General features: G+C 36.4%; 12 protein-coding genes and 1 pseudogene. 1 reads left to right on the plus strand and 12 read right to left on the minus strand.

The window, feature by feature from the left end; genetic code table 11:
- Positions 1 to 121 precede the first annotated feature (121 nt).
- Positions 122 to 382 (minus strand): annotated as a pseudogene (locus ACFOY7_RS01685) (IS110 family transposase); the annotation flags it as partial.
- Between the two features lie 529 nt (positions 383 to 911).
- On the minus strand, positions 912 to 4,019 hold the full coding sequence (gene lacZ, locus ACFOY7_RS01690; protein ID WP_390248762.1) for a beta-galactosidase, LacZ type: 3,108 nt from the start codon (positions 4,017 to 4,019) through the stop codon (positions 912 to 914).
- A gap of 202 nt (positions 4,020 to 4,221) precedes the next feature.
- Between lacZ and ACFOY7_RS01695 the strand changes: the two genes are divergently transcribed.
- Positions 4,222 to 5,193 carry a LacI family DNA-binding transcriptional regulator gene (locus tag ACFOY7_RS01695; protein ID WP_390248764.1) on the plus strand — a complete coding sequence of 324 codons (972 nt, stop codon included), beginning with the start codon at positions 4,222 to 4,224 and terminating at the stop codon, positions 5,191 to 5,193.
- A gap of 71 nt (positions 5,194 to 5,264) precedes the next feature.
- Here ACFOY7_RS01695 and ACFOY7_RS01700 read toward each other — a convergent pair whose 3' ends face one another.
- The 10 genes from ACFOY7_RS01700 to ACFOY7_RS01745 form a co-directional block, all read right to left on the minus strand.
- A complete protein-coding gene (locus ACFOY7_RS01700; protein ID WP_390248766.1) occupies positions 5,265 to 5,882 on the minus strand; it encodes a hypothetical protein in 618 nt (205 codons plus the stop codon).
- 291 nt (positions 5,883 to 6,173) lie between these two features.
- Positions 6,174 to 7,178: a dienelactone hydrolase family protein gene (locus tag ACFOY7_RS01705; RefSeq protein WP_390248768.1), complete on the minus strand. Its 1,005-nt coding sequence runs from the start codon at positions 7,176 to 7,178 to the stop codon at positions 6,174 to 6,176.
- A gap of 111 nt (positions 7,179 to 7,289) precedes the next feature.
- The gene (locus ACFOY7_RS01710; protein WP_390248770.1) at positions 7,290 to 8,183 is read right to left on the minus strand and encodes an RluA family pseudouridine synthase; all 894 of its coding nucleotides are present in this window, start codon (positions 8,181 to 8,183) and stop codon (positions 7,290 to 7,292) included.
- 369 nt (positions 8,184 to 8,552) lie between these two features.
- On the minus strand, positions 8,553 to 9,206 hold the full coding sequence (locus ACFOY7_RS01715; RefSeq protein WP_390248772.1) for an SGNH/GDSL hydrolase family protein: 654 nt from the start codon (positions 9,204 to 9,206) through the stop codon (positions 8,553 to 8,555).
- 256 nt (positions 9,207 to 9,462) lie between these two features.
- A complete protein-coding gene (gene yicI, locus ACFOY7_RS01720; protein WP_390248774.1) occupies positions 9,463 to 11,727 on the minus strand; it encodes an alpha-xylosidase in 2,265 nt (754 codons plus the stop codon).
- Entirely contained in the window at positions 11,714 to 13,762 is a 2,049-nt protein-coding gene (locus ACFOY7_RS01725) for a beta-galactosidase (RefSeq protein WP_390248776.1), read from the minus strand. Before ACFOY7_RS01725 ends, yicI begins: the two co-directional genes overlap by 14 nt.
- A 123-nt stretch (positions 13,763 to 13,885) precedes the next feature.
- Positions 13,886 to 15,574 carry an ABC transporter substrate-binding protein gene (locus tag ACFOY7_RS01730; RefSeq protein WP_390248778.1) on the minus strand — a complete coding sequence of 563 codons (1,689 nt, stop codon included), beginning with the start codon at positions 15,572 to 15,574 and terminating at the stop codon, positions 13,886 to 13,888.
- Positions 15,575 to 15,626: 52 nt separating this feature from the next.
- Positions 15,627 to 16,508: a carbohydrate ABC transporter permease gene (locus ACFOY7_RS01735; RefSeq protein ID WP_390248780.1), complete on the minus strand. Its 882-nt coding sequence runs from the start codon at positions 16,506 to 16,508 to the stop codon at positions 15,627 to 15,629.
- A 30-nt stretch (positions 16,509 to 16,538) separates the two neighbouring features.
- The gene (locus ACFOY7_RS01740; protein ID WP_390249214.1) at positions 16,539 to 17,399 is read right to left on the minus strand and encodes an ABC transporter permease; all 861 of its coding nucleotides are present in this window, start codon (positions 17,397 to 17,399) and stop codon (positions 16,539 to 16,541) included.
- A gap of 403 nt (positions 17,400 to 17,802) precedes the next feature.
- Positions 17,803 to 18,732, minus strand: coding sequence for a glycine betaine ABC transporter substrate-binding protein (locus ACFOY7_RS01745; RefSeq protein WP_390248782.1), 930 nt, complete (start codon positions 18,730 to 18,732; stop codon positions 17,803 to 17,805).
- Positions 18,733 to 18,759: the final 27 nt, after the last annotated feature.

Raw genomic sequence — 18,759 nt, forward strand, 5'->3', positions numbered from 1 at the left:
TGAACCTCCCATGTCTCCGGATCGTGTCCATACTTTCTTTTGTCCTGCGTATCTATGTGGTAAAGTTTGGAATGCTCAGTTCGGCATAAACACCATCTAAGAAATTTGGTACAGAGTATCACCTATCTTTTACTAACTGACTGATAACATGGGAATCCTTCGTATCATTTTTGGCAGGAGAATTATCATCGAGCTCTTACTTTTCTTCATATGCATACTTTTCAAAGCTATGCATCTTATATTAAAAGATAAGAAGTTTTCCAAACTCTTTGCCTCGATTATCTTGGGCACGTGGGACATGTTTGTCTTTGGCAATGTCTATGCCAATATTAGGAGTAGAAGTTGTGATTGGAGAGTTTTTTTGATTTTGTGTATAATTCACTATTGACTCCGCCATTGGTATGTTTTTTTAATTCGTTGTCAACGCGCATTGATACCCTGTACTATACCAAGATGGCTCTTTTTTGTTCAGCCCTCTATTTTCTTCATTACAGGAATGCTCCTTTATTTAATTAAGTGAGTAGAACAAATCCTCCTCCCATATAAAATAGCCTAGCTTTTCACGGATAACAACGTTGTTATCTTTTGCGTTAGAGATTCCATCCAAGCGACAGACTTAAGTTAATCAATATAAACACAATTGTAAACGGATACATTTATTAAGTCAAGAGGTATACATGCTATTAGACTAGAGTCAGTGAGAATTTTATATACGAAATATATTCTAATATGGCTACTATTTCTGAGATAAGTCCTTTATCTTACTGCATGATAGCTACCTCATACAGCTCTCCATTTTGTAACACACATAATTGTTAACTATACGGCACTTTAAAAAAAGACCCCCTATTTTTGTCTGATGTCAAATAGAGGACCTTCTATTTAATCTATTGTTCTAACTAAACTTTCCATTAACGTGCAGAAATTCCTTTGAATGAAAAGCGGTATCGATAGTTTGTATTGGCGAATAACTTGTATTCAGGATGTGTATGCTGACCCCAACTATCATCACCACCCACACCCATTTGCCATCCATTAATCGTTACTGATACTTTTTCTGGTGCTGATAATTTATAATGGTGACTTGCTTCTTCCAACTCTTTTGCATTGTAATACAGTACATTTGCCTCGATTGTTGGAACCCCTTTAACTTTTATCCCTTTACCTGATTCATCTTGTACCTTGATCCATCGTACACCATACTTATTTCCACTTTCTTGTGGTTTTAAATATGGCTTCATTTGTTCACTAACAATACCCTTATGGATAGCAATTTTCCCGCTTTTTTGGCGATCCCAATATGTTTCGTGCGGTCCTTTTCCATACCATGTCAGTTGGTCAAAGTTCTTATCCATTTCCCATTGCATTCCAACTGCAGGTATTTCAGGAAGTTCCTCCCCGGGCTGCAACAATTGTTCCACTTCAACAGTTCCATCAGGATAAACTGAATAGGTAACCTCCACTATGCTCACAGTTTCCGTTGGCAATTCATAAACTGTTTTAACTTGTACAGAATTAGTCAACTTGGTAACATATAAATTTGTCAGAAGTCGATCATAACTAGCTTGACGCCAAGTGTTACTACGTTCATCCAATTTACAACCACGATCATTATCAGTCATTGCCCGCCAGAAATGTGGAATTGGTGATTTCTGAATAAATTCCACATCATTAAATCTATATGATTGTAGCAGACCGGTAGATTTAGCAAACGAAACTACCACATTATCACCCTTAATTTCGTATGCTTCACTTGCTTCATTTACACTAATTGTTCCTTCAATACCCGTATTCTCACTCATTTTAGGCTGAACAAATTGTGCAAATGCCACTTCTTGGTCTGCCTCAGCCCATTTAGGTGCTTGTTTATATATAATGGAAAGTGTAACTACTTGTTCTTTCTCTTTTTTGAAAAGATCTTTATCATAATTAATTTTAACCTCTAATTCTCTACCTGGTTGTCCATCTAATGTTACAGTACCTGATGCTACTTCTTGTCCTTCCTCTTCAATCTTCCAGAGAAGTTTAAAAACGGATAAGTTAGTAAAAAGATATTTATTCAGAACTTTAAATAAACCTTCCTGTACATTAACAGCGCTTATCTCAATATTTTGATAGCAAGCTTTCACTTCCTCCAGTTTTGGTGAGATCTTGCCATCTGCAAAAATTAAACCATCACCGGCAAAGTTACCATCATGTGGTGATTCACCAAAGTCCCCGCCATACGCTAAGAAACTTGTACCATCCTCTGTTTGATGGCGTAATGCCTGGTCTTTCCAATCCCAAATAAAACCACCTTGCAAGACTTCATATTTATCGAATAACTCGGTATATTTGTGCAGGTTACCTGTAGAATTACCCATCGAGTGACTATATTCACAGAGGATATATGGTTTCTTTTCACCAGGTATATTCGCATATTCTTCAATTTGTGCAGGGCTTCTATACATAGTACTTTCCATATCAGAAGCTCTGTCAGATGGCCGGTAATGGAAAATCCCCTCATAATGTACAAGTCTAGTTGGATCCATTTTTTTGAGATAATCATGCATTTTCAAAAAGTTATCTCCACCAAAAGATTCATTCCCAAGTGACCAAATAATAATAGAAGGATGATTTTTGTCACGTTCATACATTGATTTACAACGATCCAGTACGTTCTCCGTCCATTCCGGTCTGCTTCCCGGAACAGTATTTTCTAATGTTTGTTGTCCATAATACCAAGAACCATGTGTTTCTAAATTTGTTTCGTCAATTACATAAAGACCATACTCGTCACAAAGTTCATACCATTTCGGATGATTTGGATAATGAGATGTTCTGACTGCATTGATATTATATTTTTTCATTAATATAATATCATCAACCATATCTTGAGTAGTTACTGCACGACCACGGTCTGCAGTAAACTCATGCCGATTGACACCTTTAAAAACAATTCTTTCTCCATTTATATGCATAATATTATTTATCATTTCAAACTGACGAAAACCGATTTTAGCTGCATATGTTTCTATTCGTTCACCATCACCATCATTTAAGCGGAAAACCAATGTATAGAGATTAGGAGACTCTGCACTCCATTTTTTTGGTTTTTGAATAGCTAACTCTGTTTGTATAGATGTATGTTCCACTTCATTTATTGCTAAGGAGCTTTGTTGGCAGACTATTGCTTGCATATTTTCATCATAAAGTTCTATTTCTAATGTTGGATTCGAGTATTTTTTAGTAAAATAGTTAATAACATCAGCTTTCACTTCTAGAACTGCATCTTCATAGTTCGAATCGAAAGTTGTACGAATCCGGTGATCATATAAATGAAGTGCTGGTAAGGTATATAAGTAGACATCCCGGAAAATACCGCTCATACGCCAGAAATCCTGGTCTTCGAGCCAACTTGCATCAGACCATCTGTAAACTTCAACCGCTAACTTATTTTCCCCACCTTTTAAATATGGTGTTAAGTTAAATTCCGCTGGTGTAAAAGTATCTTCACTATATCCAACTAACTCGCCATTCAGCCAAACATAAAATGCAGATTCTACCCCTTGGAAGTTGATGATTACTGGTTGCTCCCCCCAACTGTCGGGAATTTCGAATGCGGTTACATATTGCCCCACGGGATTGTAATTTATTGGTGCAAATGGCGGTTCAATTTTATCATGATCCACCCATGGATAGCGAGTGTTCGAATACTGTGGATAATCATATCCTTCTAATTGCCAATGTGCAGGAACTGTTATTGAATCCCATCCTGATACATCATACTCTGTTTGATAAAAATCTGTTATTTTCGATCCAGGATTCTTCACGAAATGGAATTTCCATTTCCCGTTTAAGTTCATTACACGAGTTGATTGGAACTTATCATTTGCAAGTGCTTTTTTCTCTGTTTCATATGGAATTGCCTCCGCATGCTGCGGCATTCTGTTCAGTTGAAAAATTTCGGGGTTGTTATTCCATTCAGGATAACCATTTGCAGGCGCAATGTAGCTGAATTTCTCTTTATTTATTATCATTAAACAGATACCTCCTTTTATATTTGAAATCGTATTCAATTTTAGATAGACATTTGTTAGTTTCTAGATTAAAATAACAAGTAAAAATAGTCAAGTTAAATTTTACTTATATTTACCTTATCATTTAACCACTAGTAATGATTATGATTGTCCATATTTATATAACCGTATGAAAAGCTCTAATGAAAGGATGTAAAGAAAAATGGCAACAATTAAAGAAATCGCTGAAAAGGCGGGCGTATCGATCGCAACAGTTTCACGGGTTCTGAATTACGATCCGACTTTATCTGTCAGTGAGAACACTAAAAAAAGAATATTTGAGATTGCAGAAGCAGTATCCTACCGGAAAAATGCTACAAGGAAAAAGGTTTATCGGCGGATTGCTTTTGTTCATTGGGTGACAGAAACAGAAGAGCTGTCTGATCTTTATTACATGGCAGTTAGACATGGGATTGAAGAAGAAGCTGATAAACATCACTTTAATCTGCAAAAATTCATAACAACTGAAATTGATAAAATACCGAATGATATTGACGGATTGATTGCTGTCGGGAGATTTACCCAAAAGTCAATCAAACAATTTCAGGCAAAAACAGAGCATGTTGTTCTAATTGATTCAGACACAGAACATCGTGGTTGTGATGCAGTCCTTACAGACTTCAATTCAGTGATAAAACAAGCTGTAAATCTACTAATAGACAAAAAAATAGATAAGATAGGTTTCCTGGGTGGTTTAGGTATAGACTCTTCCTTCCCAGATGTTCGAGAAACCTACTTCAGAGAATATGTAACATCGAAAGGTATTCTTGATGAATCATTAATCTTATTAGAAAATTACCACGTAGACAGTGGTTATAAAATGATGAAGCAATTTTTAACGAAACATCCATCCGGGAAAGTAGGCTTCGTTACAGCAAACGACCCAATTGCCATTGGGGCGGTAAAGGCATTAAATGAAGCTCAGATTGATATACCTAGTAAAGTTAGTATTGTTGGTATTAATGATATTAGTGTATCAAAATATATTTACCCTGCACTTACTACCGTACGAATTGAGAAGGAGCTTATGGGAAGAACAGCTGTTGGGTTATTGGTGGAAAGATTACGTGATGAGAGATCGATTGCGAAGAAAGTTTTTATTGATACAACGTTAATTGAACGACAAACAACCTAAAGCTTTCCACATTGCCCATACTAGTCTAAAAGTAAAATAATCGACAAGTAAGTTACTTGTCGATTACCCAATTAAGATTTAATTAATGTTTCGATCACTTCTTTTGAAACTTCATCTTTTTCGGATGTAGCTGGAATAATCAGAATGCGATCTTCAAACATATCACGATCATTAAATACATCCAACTGAGTTGATTTTATCCCATAAATTGTTCCTGTCCCAAAGTCCAGTAATTCAATCCCTTTTTGTTCAAGCATCTCCAGCTCTATTATTTGGTCAATCGGTTTCAGACCTTCTTGATCAATTAACTCTTTTGCAAAGGTGTCATCTGTAATAATCAGATCTACCTCACCAGCAGCAATTCGAACGATTAACTTCTGTACTTGTTCGTATGATTGTTCGGATAACTCTCCGCCATTGTGAGTAATATTATCCACAGCGAATCGAAAGTCATTAAAATGTTTTTCATTCATTTGTTCACCGAATGAGCCTACTTCTTCATAAGGTATGGAACTTACTACCATTGCATTATATAGCGCTTCATCACCTTTTATTATACTAGAAACAATGGAGATAATTATAAATAAACCAGCAATAATACCGATAATATGCAGTTTGTAGTATTCCCAAATGTAGTCAACTGCCTCTTTAAAAGACATCGTTTTCAATGTTTCCCACAACTTTTTCATCTCAATAAGCTCCCCCCTGGTTCTCAAGCTATCTCTATTTAGAAGTATACCATAAATGGGGGAAATCGAAATCAGTTGCATTCATTTTTCATAAACTTACCATGATTCCTGTTCAAGACAATCCTGCCTGGTTCCTAACATATCCTTTACATATTAGCGATTGGCTCCTGGTTAATTAGGAGCATCGGTATATCTCTCTACACTTCCTGTTCACTCTTACCTTGGTTGTTCTAAGTGCTGATAAATGGATCGGACGAATCTCCTTATTTTTTTAAGAGTAGTTCCCTCCTCCTATGATAATTGGTCGATTAACCAATCATAAGCTTTTCGTCCACTGATTTCATGAGTACCCTCGAACATATCATAACTAAATTTTTCTGGACGGCTGGCATATGCCTCTTCTATTCCTGTTACTGCCTCTTTCACATATTGGTTTGGAAAAAGCGGATCATTAATACCTGCTTCAATAAATAAAGCTCTTGGTGAGATAAGGGAAATCCATTCAGGCAGTTCCGCATAATTCAAGATTCCAGGTACATAGTTATCAATGCAATGACGCATTGACATAATACTTCCTTTAAAAGTATTGGTGAATCCTGTTAAAACGGTTGCATTTACTCGCGTATCTAATGCTGCTGTATAGGCAGTTACTAAAGCACCACCCGAGAAACCCATCATCCCAATATTTTTTACATCTGTTCTGCTCTCCATATAATTCAATAATTGGCGTGCTTCCCATACTCGCAAACCAGCTAAAGTTTTTCCTTCCATTAATAGATTTGTAGCCATTGCCTCACATGAGTTTTGCTTTCCTATTTCAAGATCTCTCGTTAACATTCTTTCACCAAAACCGATTACTTCAGGTGCAAAAACTTTTAATCCGCGTTTTACTAATTTAACAGCAAAATGTTGGTGGATACCTTCCGACCCTTCATCTTCTTCACCATTTTCTTTCAATCCAACTATTTCTTTTACTCCATAACCATGTCCATGCAAAGCAAGAACAGATGGATAGGATTGTGCTTCCTTATTTGGTGTCAGAATATACATCTTAATTTCTAATATATCAGTAATTGGTAAGATGAGCAGCTCTCTAGTGTAGTCACCAAAATCTTTTTTCTCGATAATGTGAGGTTCGGATAAAACCATATTTTCTTCCAAATTAGAAAAATCCCCTAGTAAGTTGAGCAGAGTCATTTTGAGCGTTAATTTCCTTTCTACTGGCCCTACCGCCTTAATCGAGTCTTCCAGTGCCTGGTTATAAAACTGCTCGAACAATTGATCTAATTTATTCATTTGCTCAACTCTCCCTCATTCATATTCCGTCTTTTGAAAACGTTTTTATTCTGTACTTCTATTATATACAATTTTTAAAATGAAGAAAGGGGATTATCTTTATTAAAGTTACTAAGTTTGGATTTTTTTATAAAAAACTTTCGGAACTTTTGATTCAAACCTTAGGAATTCTTTCGTGACAGGATGTCTAAATGCTAATACATTTGCATGCAAGCCTAGTCTTCCAATAGGATTTACTTGCGAGCCATATCTTTTATCACCAACAATCGGGTGGCCTATATCTTCCATATGTGCACGAATCTGGTTTTTCCTGCCTGTTTCTAACTCAACAGACAATAAAGAAAATTCATTATTATTTTTAATTACTTCATAATGTGTTATTGCTAACTTACCATCATCCTGTTTTGAACTGGAATACATCTTAAATGCTTTATTTTCTTTCAACCAACTTTTGATTATTCCCTTAGGCTGGCTTAATACCCCTTCAACTAAAGCAATATATGTCCGTTCCTTTACAATGCTTTTCCAATTATTCTGTAATTGGTATTTAGCTTTTTCCGTTTTAGCAAACAGCATAACACCTGAAGTATCTTGATCTAACCTGTGAACAATAAATACACGATTCTTTGGATTTATCTTTTTCACATAATCCATTAACTGATTATAAGCAGTAAGTGACTTCTCTTTTTCAGAAGCTATTGATAACAGTCCCGTTCCCTTTTCTATCACGATAATTTCTTCATCTTCATATAAAATACCCATATTTATAAATGATGCTGCTTTTGCCGCTTTATTCTTTTGAATGGCAACAATATCTCCCTCTTTCAAAAGAAAGTTATGCTTAGTAGTATTATTGTTATTAACAAACACTTGACCTCTTGTTAATATTGATTTAACCGAATTTCTACTCTTGTTATCTAACACACGTAACAGAAATGGAAGTAACTCACTTTCCGCTTCCACTTCATAATGATCCATATTCGGATTCAGTCTTTTTTTAATCATCTATATCCTCCATTCATAACCTGTAATTATTATACCCTTTATTTGGCTAAAGCTGAATCTTTTCAACCTAATTTCCTTTTAGTTAAGAGATGCAGACCTCCATCCTTCCTTTCATTGTGGCCATCATCATAGCAATGAGAACAAAATAAGATATATTTTGAGTGATTGGGCTTATCCTTAAATCGCTCTTATGCAAGGGGAGTTTCTATTTAGCAGACAATGATTAATCGATTAGTTATATTGTTGTCAGTTTGAAAGATTTTAATAATTGAAAAAACCTGCTTAACAGATTTATTTTAATCTGTTAAGCAGGTAGATTTCATCACTGTTTCGGATTATCTTTCTATGATATAGTTATTTTCACATTACTTATTTTTGCCAATCAAAGTTTATTGCGTCTAAAAATGATTTTGCTAGAACTGTATGACCTGTCTTGTTAGGGTGTACCCGATCCCATGCGATACTAGCTGGATACAGACTCTCCAATATTTTATTAAAAGCATCTTGAGTATTAACGAAAATACAATCATGGTCATTTGCAACATTTTTCACTACAGCCCCATACTGATCCATTGTATGACGCATCGCATCCTCTATATTTGGTTCTATGTAAAAAGGGGTCATGAGGACAATTTTGTCTGTTATCGGTTTTGTTTTCTTGACTAATTCTGTTAATGTCTCGTTGTATTCCTCAATATATACATGTTTCTCCTTCATTAATGGTGAGTCAAACTGTCGCCATACATCATTTATACCGATCATAATACTTAACCAATCAGGATTTTGTGTAATAACGTCTTCTTCCCATCTTTCCTTTAAATCACGAACCGTGTTACCGGATATTCCTTTATTAACCACTCTTATCCCTAACTCCGGATAAGTTGATTGTAAAAAAGCATCAATAATGGAAACGTATCCATTTCCCAATGCTTGAAATAATCCTTCACCATGTGGCTTGGCACGGTCACAGTCTGTTACTGAATCCCCAATAAATAGTAGTTTTCTACCTTGTTTTAATAACATACTTCCACTCTCCACTCAATTATATGATTTCGTAATACTTACAGTAATTATAATATTATGCTTATCATAAAGGAAGAAATGAATTCACAAAATTATAATCTATAAATGCCGGACCAGTATTACTTTAAATAGTTTGTTATAAATAATCTTTCAAAATAGAGGCAGAATGGATTAAATATTTGAAAATCCCTTGTATTATTTTCAAGGGATTAAAATAGTCCTCTATTTAATAACTTCATAAAAATCCCAAAACAATTTATAGTATCAGCTTAGTTTTAGTTTCTCCTAATTTGGGACTTATTTTTTCTTTCCCAATGTATTCAATATGATATGGCTTGGTAATCCCTTCTACATTCACTTCTATTTCATCATTAACTCGACTAACTGTCACAAATCCAGCTTGTTGCCCGCGGTAATCGACTAACTTTCTCTTAACTGATGCTCCTTCTTCTATTTGAAAAATTTTAAATGTAACATTGGCAGTATAATCGTAGACTGGTGTTTCCTCACTTGTTCCTATTGGCATAATAGTATTTGAACGTACAAATACCGGCAGGCTAAAATAATCATACTTTTCTTTTATCCACCTTTCGCCATCCATAACTTCTCCTGTTAATAAATGTGTCCATCTTCCTTTTGGTAAGTAAAAGGAGCCAAGTCCTTCTTCATTGAAAATTGGAGCAACTAGAATAGAGTCACCCAACATATATTGCCGATCCAATGTCTCACATAACGGATCTTCTGGAAATTCCAATACCATTGATCGCATTACAGGAACCCCTGTTTCACTATTCTCAACCGCTTGCCCGTATAAATATGGCATTAAGCTATTTTTTAATTTTGTAAAATGACGGGCCACATCAACCGCTTCGTTATCAAAGTTCCAAGGTACTCTGTATGAGGAACTGCCGTGAAAACGACTGTGACTGGATAGTAAACCAAACGCTGTCCAACGCTTAAATACATCTGGAGATGCCGTGTTTTCGAAGCCACCGATATCATGACTCCAATAACCAAAGCCCGAAGTCGTTAAAGATAACCCACCACGTAAACTTTCTGCCATCGCATCATAGGTCGAATCACAGTCACCACCCCAGTGTACCGGGAACTGCTGACCGCCAGTTGTCGCAGAGCGGGCAAATACGATCGCTTCGTCTTTCCCCTTTTCTTCTTTTAACAAACCGAATACGACTTTATTGAACAAGAAAGAATAGTAATTATGCATTTTCTGCGGGTCTGATCCATCGTAATACATTACATCTGTCGGAATACGTTCGCCAAAGTCTGTTTTAAATGAGTCAACACCCATATCCAATAGCGCTTTCAATTTCCCTTGGTACCATCGACATGCATCTGGATTTGTGAAATCGACAATTCCCATTCCTGCTTGCCAGAGATCCCATTGCCATATGTCTCCATTAGGCTTTTTAAGTAAATATCCTTTTTCCATTCCTTCATTAAAAAGAATTGATTTCTGTGCAATATATGGATTAATCCATACACAAATTTTCAAACCTTTGTCTTTCAGTCGTTTTAACATGCCTTCTGGATCTGGGAAGTTACGACGGTCCCAGATAAAGTTGCTCCACTCGAATTCCTTCATCCAGAAACAGTCGAAATGGAAAACACTCAATGGAATGCCTCGTTCTTCCATACCATCAACAAAATGATTAACTGTTTTCTCGTTATAATCTGTTGTAAAGGAAGTCGATAACCATAGACCAAATGACCATGCCGGAGGCAGTGCTGGCTTACCTGTCAGCTCGGTGTAACGACTAACTACCTCTTTTGGTGTCGGACCATTTATAAAGTAATAATCTAAATACTCCCCTTCCACACTAAATTGCGAGCGCGAAACAGTTTCAGAGCCTAACTCAAAACTGACTTCTTCAGGATGATTGACAAAGACACCATATCCTTTACTGCTTAAGTAAAAAGGAATATTCTTATAAGATTGCTCCGAACTGGTTCCACCATCTCTGTTCCAGATATCAACACTCTGGCCATTCTTCACAAATGGGGTGAATCGTTCACCAAGACCGTAAACATGCTCACCAACTCCTAAACGTAACTGCCCTCTCATGTAGGTGGTATTTCCAGGCCCCTTTATCCATGCAAGACCTTTTCCATCCGCATCTGTTAACGTGCCATTATCATTTTTAAATGATAGAGAAAAATTGATTTTATCAATCGTCAGGAGTAATTCACCACTCGTAAATGAGATGGAATTATCAGTTTCTTCTAACATAATATCGTTTGCTTGATCTAACACATCAAATTTGGGATATTTTGCTTTCCCCCCTTTAAAATGCCATGTCTGCACACGAATCACATCATTAATCGGTGCAGAAATTTTAATCGTTAATAATGGGCCATCTAATGTATCACCACGATGATTTATATATTTGCATGGTGCATATAAGGTAACTTTTCCATCTGTTTCAACTACCTCATGAATCAATTTTGGAAAGTATATCTGAAAACCCTCTCTAACTAGCCAATTTCCGTCAGTGAATTTCATTATTATTTTCCTCCTTCAGTATCAATACATCACGTCCATTTATCTCTGAAGTCCCGGAATATGTTTCTCCAGACAATTGATCCATGAATGTTTTATTACCCAAATCGAAAGTAGCTTTCTCTTCATTGTGATTCAACACGAATAAAATTTGTTTATCACTTTTTTTACGTGCTGTAACTTCCACACCACCTGTAGAAGAAGCTTCTCCTTTCATTCCTTTTTCATTGCAGATTGTTGATATAAGATCTTGTACAAAAGATTCATCAGGACTTGAAGCAATATAATATGCTTCTCCACTTCCGTAACGATTTTTCGTAAGTACTGGCATCCCTTTATAAAAATCTGACCCGTAGGTTGCTAGAACTTCTGCACCTTCTGCATGGATTAAATCAAATAATATATTGCATTGATATTGACCATTCAGGCTTCCATATGGATTTTCAAAAACGATTTGGTTATAATGCGCAGGATCAAGTGCATCAATTTCTTCTGCCCATATACCGACTAAATCTCTTAATTCTCCAGGATAACCACCCAATGTCACCAGATCATTTTCATTAACAATCCCGCTGAAATAAGTTGTTACAAATGTACCGCCATTTCTCACAAACGCTTTCAACCGGTCGGCATGACCCGTTTTTACCATATATAAGACAGGGGCAATTACTAAATCATATTGGTTTAAGTCTTCTTCAACAGAAATCATATCAACAGGTATGTTATTTTGATAGAAAGCATCATAATATTTGTGCACTTCCTTTACATAATCAAGCGCAATAGACGGTCCACTTGAAAGCTGGATTGCCCACCGATTCTCCCAGTCAAAAATGATGGCTACTTTTGCAATCACTCGACTACCAATGATTTTATCTCCCAAATGATGCAATTCCTGCCCTAGTTGCGCAGATTCCCGGAACACCCTTGTATGTTCGTTACCAACATGTTCAATCACAGCTCCATGATACTTTTCCGTTGCACCTCTTGATCTGCGCAATTGAAAAAAAAGAACGGTATCTGCACCATGGGCAATAGCTTGATAACTCCATAATCTCATTACACCAGGACGTTTTAAGGCATTATATGCTTGCCAATTTTGCTGGCTAGGTGTTTGTTCCATTAACATAAATGGTTGACCACTGCGAAGTCCCCGCATTAAATCATGGGTCATTGCAGTCATACTAACTGGTGTATCAATTGATGGATAATTGTCCCATGAAATAACATCCATTTCTTTTCCCCATTTGAAATAATCTAATTCAGGATATAATCCCATTAGATTTGTAGTTACAGGAATATCTGGCGTGTGCTTCTTTAAGGCATTGCGTTCCAATTTAAATACCTCTAGTAAACTATCTGATTGAAATCGGCGATAATCCAATGATAACCCTTGGAAATTTGTATTGGTTCCTCCTTGCCATTCCTCACTCAAACCGCTTGGTACAACAATCTCATCCCACTCATAAAAGGTATGTCCCCAAAAACTCGTATTCCATGCAGCATTCACAGCATTTAATGTGCGGTATTTATTTTTTAACCATACCAGGAACGCTTTTTGGCAATTTTCACAATAGCAATAGCCCCCATATTCATTGGAAACATGCCAGACTAAGACAGCTGGGTGGTGCTTATAACGTTCGCCCAGTTTATCTGCCATTCTTTCTGCATACTTTTGATAGGCAGGACTGTTAGGACAAGAATTATGCCTTCCGCCAAATTCTTTTTTTCTGCCTTCAAAATCTACTCTGCGCACATCAGGATAACGTTTTGCCATCCAGGCTGGATGGGCACCTGTACTTGTAGCTAAACAAACAAATATCTCATCTTTATATAATCGCTCGATTGTATTATCAAGCCATGTGAAATCATACGTAGTCTCATCAGGTTGATTAAGAGCCCATGAAAACACATTGATAGTAGCTACATCAATTCCGGCTAGCTTAAACATTCGTTGATCCTCTGACCATGTTGATTCATCCCATTGTTCAGGGTTGTAATCACCGCCATACCAAATTTTTGCTAATTTTTCATTGATCAAGTTTATACCTCCTTTAATTATTTCTATAATATGGCTAGTTTGACAGTATCATAATGTCATTTTTCAAGGACCCTATATATGAGAGAAGCCTGAATCCAATTGAATGAGTTCAGGCCCCAATACTTATTCGTTCGTACCCCAAAGTTCCATTGTGTTTTTTACCATTTGTGACATTTCTTCGTTGGCTTTTTCAATATTCATTGCTTCAAGTTCTGCAATCATATCCTCCCATACTTGATCGAAATCTGCAGGATCACCAAGCACAGCTTGGGTAATTCGTTGTTCTGTCAGGTCATCTGCTTTTTGTTGAATTATTTGTATATCGCTACCCGCTGGAATTGTATAATTAGATACTGATCCGTGTTTGGAAATTCCCAATTCTTCAGTTGACGGGAACCAATCAACCCAATTATCTATTCCATATTCAGCTAATACTTCTTTTTCTGCGCTATTGAAATTATCAATAATATCTTGTTCCGTATTTGGTGTTATTGATTGGCCGGTAGAATCTACAGCACCATTACCCCAACGAGGGAATGGGTGAATGTAATAACCAACACCAGTCTCCTTCCCATAATCTGCATCATTATTCATTCTTTCGCGATCATCTTCGTGCATTACTCGTTTTCCGTCAATAATATCATAATTCTCTCCTTCAATTCCCCAATTGATAAGAATCTGTGCTTCTTCCGATGCCATCCAATCTAAAAATTCGAAAGCTTTTTCTTGATGCTCACTAGTTGAAGAAATAGCAATTCCCCAACCTCCAGCGAAACCATAATCTTTCAGTCCTTGTGACTTATATTCTTCTCCCAGTGTAACAGGAAGTGGTGCGTAGGTCTTCCAATCCTTTCCTTCAGCAACCAGTGCCTTGTCAGCATCAGCAAAATTCCAATTTTGATCAGCTACTGATAAAACTCGGCCTGATGAAAGTTTAGAAATGTAGGTATCATATGTTTGGGTAAATGATTCCGGATCTAGTAATCCCTTGGCATTCATTCCATTTAACCATTTAAAGTATTCCTTAAATTCTGGTAAAAGAAATTTATAGGTTGCTTCACCAGTATCATCATTGACTGCCCACTGGCCATCATCCGGTAAACCTGCTGCAAATCCTGCAGGGTTACCCACTGTTATCAACCAACGCCAATCACTACCGAGTAACGATAATGGAATGGTTTTTTGTCCATCAATTTCCGGATATTTTTCATAATATTCCGTTAAAGCGGCTTCAAAGTCTTCTAATGTATTAATTTCTGGATAACCTAATTCTCGTAATACATCTAGTTGAATTTGAAAAGTTCCACTTGTTTCCCAATAAGCATTTTGTACCCCGTATGTTCCTACAGTATAAATACTTGGATCTTCATTTGAATTTCGTAACCGATCCAACTGATCACCATACATTGCCTTTAAGTTTTCACCTTTTTCTTCTATCAAATCATCAAGTTTAATAACGCCGCCTGCTTCAATTAACTTACCAATATCCCCCTTAGCAAATATTAAATCTGGATAATCACCACTGGCAATCATAAGAGGAATTGCTTCATCATTTCCGCCAACAGGATAGTCTAATTCTAATTTGATCCCTGTTTTTTCTGTAATCTTTTTAGCTATAGGGTCATCAAATTCTTTCTCAGTTCCATCTGCACTGAAGAAAGATAGTGTTAATGGATTATCTGCTGAAGGCTCTTCTCCAGTTTCTGAGTCGGTCTCATTTTGGCTTGTTTCCCCATCACTGCATGCAGCCAGAATTAACACACTAAACAATAAACATAAAAGTATTGCCCAATTTGACAGCTTTCTTTTCATTAAATAACCCCTCCATTTTTCAAAAATATTTATATTAATAGAAATTAATACCTTAACTTTTTACTGCACCTAAAGTCAGCCCTGTAACGAAATATTTTTGCAAAAAAGGATATACAAGTAAAATAGGTACAGTTGCTATAATCGTTATTGCCATCTTTATTGATTGCGGGTTTGTCTGTGCTGCAATAACATCGGCATTCTGTGAATTTATATCCGTACTGGACAGATTCGCATTATCAAGAATCTTCATTAGTTCAAACTGCAATGTTGTTAAAGCTTCATTTCCTCTTGCATATAAGTAGGTATCAAACCAGCTATTCCATTGTGCGACTGCTAGGAACAAAGCAATTGTGGCAATCACAGGCATACAGAGCGGGATAATTATTTTACTAAATATAACAAAATCATTTGCTCCATCAATTTTTGCTGACTCCTCTAATGCTATTGGTAAACTATCCATAAATGAACGAATAACAATCACATTAAATGCTGTTAAAAGCATTGGCAGTATATAAACAGAAAATTCATTTATCAAGCCAAGATTACGTATTAACATATAGTCTGGGATAAGTCCTCCACTAATGAACATTGTTAGTACTAGTAATAGACCAACTAAACCACGTAAGACAAAATCTTTTCTGCTTAAGGTATATGCGAGCATTGTACTAGCAATTATCCCTGTGATCGTTCCAACAATGGTACGTAAGATGGACATAGAAAATGCTTGCAGTAAACGATCATTACTGCCGAAAATTTCTTGATAGTTTGCTAAAGTAAACTCCCGCGGCCATATATGGATTCCGCCCCTTGCCGTGTCTACAGCATCATTCAACGATATGGCAAGAATATTTAAAAATGGATAAAGTGTAATTCCAACAACAAAAACCATAAAAAGTGTCAAAACCACATCAAATACTGTCCACTTTTTCTTCATTACGGGTCATCCTCTCTATCTGGTTTTAATTTAAAATACTCGCCCTTCTCCGATACGTTTCGCAATTCCATTACAAATTAAGATAAGAAGGACACTGATAACAGACTTAAAAATCCCTATTGCCGTACCAAACGAATAACGGAACATTCCTATACCGTAATCGAGAGCATATAAATCGATTACAAGTGCTTTATCTGCAACAATATTGTTTCCTAAGAGCATTTGTTTCTCAAAACCGATATTAATTAAGTTCCCAATATTCAATATTAATAGGACGATGATAACTGCACGGATACTTGGCAATGTAATGTGCCACATTTGTCTAATTCGACTAGCACCATCCACTTTTGCTGCCTCATATAACTGCGGATCCACCCCAGCCATCGCAGCCAAATAAATAATGGCGTTCCACCCTGTTTCTTTCCAAACGTCAGCGATTGTCACAATACCCCAGAACATACCCGGTTCTGCCATAAAATTAACAGGACTGTCGACAAGCCCTAAATCTACCAATAGATTATTTATTACACCTTCCTGTGAGAGCATTGTAATAACTATATTTGCTGCAATGACCCATGATACAAAGTGCGGTAAATATGATATCGTTTGAGTCCATTTTTTTAATGTTAGAAATCTTAATTCATTTAGTAACAATGCAAAAATGATTGCTGAAGCAGTTCCAAATACTAGCCCTAAAACTCCCATACCTAATGTGTTTTCCAGAGCAGTGTAAAACATTGGCTCACTAAACAAATCTTTAAAATGTTTCAAACCAACCCACTCTTGATCAAACAGCCCAAATTGCGGTTTGTAATCTTGAAAAGCCATTATCCATCCAGCAATAGGAATATATTTAAAGATAAGTAACCAAATAACAAAAGGAATGGACATTAACAATAGAGCTTTTTGGTTACCAGCTCTCTTCCAGAAACTCTTACTATGTGGACCTTTATTAATTCCTGTTCCGATTCTTATCTGTCTTCCAACAGGTGAGGATGTTTCAGGTAAATTCGTTTGTGTGCTTCCTGCATTATTATCTCGATTCATTTTCCCACTCTCCTAACCTGGGAACCTTTTTATCTAAGCGGTTCTCCTACTAAATATTATATAAGAAAACGCTTTCTTAAAATACCGTATAATCTAGACATAAAATCATGTAAAATGGAGAGGTTCACATTTATCAGGATGCACGAGAATTAAAACATCAATGTCCATGCTAGATTATTTAATGTAAAATAATTAAAAAACGCTCTAACAAATATAATCATCTGTTAGAGCGTTTTTTAATTTCGTATTATTCAATTCCTTCTGTCCATTCAGATACCAACTCTTGGTTTTCTTCAACCCAAGCAGCAGCTGCTTCTTCTGGATCAGCACCATTACTGATCTCTAACATAACAGTTTCCATTTCTTCAGTAGTCCAGTTAAACTGGTCTAACACTTTATAAGCATTAGGTAAATCTTCCTCCAGTCCCTGACGTACCATTGTAGCGATATATTCTTCCCCACCAAAAGTCTCTTCGGGATCTTCTAAGTATTTCAAGTCATAATCAGCAAATTTCCAGTGTGGCGTCCAACCAGTTACAACGATTGGCTCTTCTGAATTAATTGCTTCACCAAGTGCTGTAGTCATTGCACCACCTGTTGATGTCTGAACTTCCCAGCCTTCTAAATTATAATCTTCTAAGGCTTGTTCAGCAGATTGGACCACACCTGAACCTGCATCAATACCAGTAATCTTTTGACCTAGTTCATCTGCGTAATCTTGAAGATCACCGATAGTATTAATATCCTCCATATATGACGGAACAACTAAACCTGTTTTTGCACCACTTAAGTTTTCACCTAAATCTACTAATGAATCTTTATTCGCTTCATAAAGATCACCATGTGTTACAGGTAACCATGCTGCTACCATACCATCCGCTTCCTCATTTGCAATAGCCTCCCACATTGCAGCATTATCTAGGGAAGTAAGCTTCACATCATACCCAAGGTCTTCTAACACTTTTCCAACAACATGTGTTGAAGCAATTTCAGAATCCCAATTAACGTAAACTAATTCGATTTCTTTCCCATCGCCAACTGTAGCTGTTTCTTCGTTCTCCGAACCATCAGAAGAATTGGAATTCTCTGAATCATCTGAACCGCCACAAGCTGCTAAAATTAATACAAGTGCTAACATACTTGCAAAACCTAAGATTCTCCATTTGTTCTTTACCATAATAGATACTCTCTCCTTTTAATTTTA

It is taken from the genome of Gracilibacillus xinjiangensis, from assembly GCF_042651765.1.
GTDB classification, from domain to species: domain Bacteria; phylum Bacillota; class Bacilli; order Bacillales; family Amphibacillaceae; genus Gracilibacillus; species Gracilibacillus xinjiangensis.

Coding starts and splice junctions, on each gene's coding strand:
- lacZ (WP_390248762.1), bottom strand. CDS start 4,019: ATGATAATAAATAAAGAGAAATTCAGCTACATTGCGCCTGCAAATGGT.
- ACFOY7_RS01695 (WP_390248764.1), top strand. CDS start 4,222: ATGGCAACAATTAAAGAAATCGCTGAAAAGGCGGGCGTATCGATCGCA.
- ACFOY7_RS01700 (WP_390248766.1), bottom strand. CDS start 5,882: ATGAAAAAGTTGTGGGAAACATTGAAAACGATGTCTTTTAAAGAGGCA.
- ACFOY7_RS01705 (WP_390248768.1), bottom strand. CDS start 7,178: ATGAATAAATTAGATCAATTGTTCGAGCAGTTTTATAACCAGGCACTG.
- ACFOY7_RS01710 (WP_390248770.1), bottom strand. CDS start 8,183: ATGATTAAAAAAAGACTGAATCCGAATATGGATCATTATGAAGTGGAA.
- ACFOY7_RS01715 (WP_390248772.1), bottom strand. CDS start 9,206: ATGTTATTAAAACAAGGTAGAAAACTACTATTTATTGGGGATTCAGTA.
- yicI (WP_390248774.1), bottom strand. CDS start 11,727: ATGAAATTCACTGACGGAAATTGGCTAGTTAGAGAGGGTTTTCAGATA.
- ACFOY7_RS01730 (WP_390248778.1), bottom strand. CDS start 15,574: ATGAAAAGAAAGCTGTCAAATTGGGCAATACTTTTATGTTTATTGTTT.
- ACFOY7_RS01735 (WP_390248780.1), bottom strand. CDS start 16,508: ATGAAGAAAAAGTGGACAGTATTTGATGTGGTTTTGACACTTTTTATG.
- ACFOY7_RS01740 (WP_390249214.1), bottom strand. CDS start 17,399: ATGTCCATTCCTTTTGTTATTTGGTTACTTATCTTTAAATATATTCCT.
- ACFOY7_RS01745 (WP_390248782.1), bottom strand. CDS start 18,732: ATGGTAAAGAACAAATGGAGAATCTTAGGTTTTGCAAGTATGTTAGCA.